The sequence below is a fragment of the Bacillus sp. SIMBA_031 genome (assembly GCF_046535225.1).
GTDB classification, from domain to species: Bacteria; Bacillota; Bacilli; order Bacillales; family Bacillaceae; genus Bacillus; species Bacillus velezensis.
This window is the reverse complement of record NZ_JAWRXC010000060.1, coordinates 1-375: the sequence shown is the minus strand read 5'-3', so window position 1 is coordinate 375 and position 375 is coordinate 1. Positions and strand designations below refer to the sequence as shown.

1 protein-coding gene is annotated in these 375 nt (G+C 59.5%); it reads right to left on the bottom strand.

Translation table 11 applies throughout. The annotated features are described in order from the left end of the window. Positions 1-277, bottom strand: a 277-nt coding sequence (locus SB724_RS19510) for a VOC family protein (RefSeq protein WP_410572429.1), incomplete at its 3' end; no start/stop codon positions are given. Positions 278-375 lie beyond the last annotated feature (98 nt).

Below are 375 nucleotides of genomic sequence, written 5' to 3'. Positions count from 1 at the left end.
CATCGAGAGCCGTCAGCGTTGGTACGGCTTTTTCGGAATATTCCCGGTGCAGCGCGCCGATCCGGCCGCCTCGGAGATAGACGGCGCTGCTTTCGCAAAATGCACGATTGCCGGTCAGCCGGAAATGCAGCTCCATCTCCTGCCGGCGAACGATCAGATAGTCTGCCGTCTCATAGGTCGCGGCAAAGCCCAGCTGGTCGCGGTAGAAGGCCAACGTTTCCGCAATATCAAGCGACGGCAGGATCGGCAGAACTTCGATGCGCTGCGGATCGTCCATGTCTCAGATACCCTCGACGACGGTAAAACCTTCGAAAACTGGCGGCCCCTTGTACATCGCCTTGCGGTCACCGGCATTGCGATGCGCAGCGCGAAAAC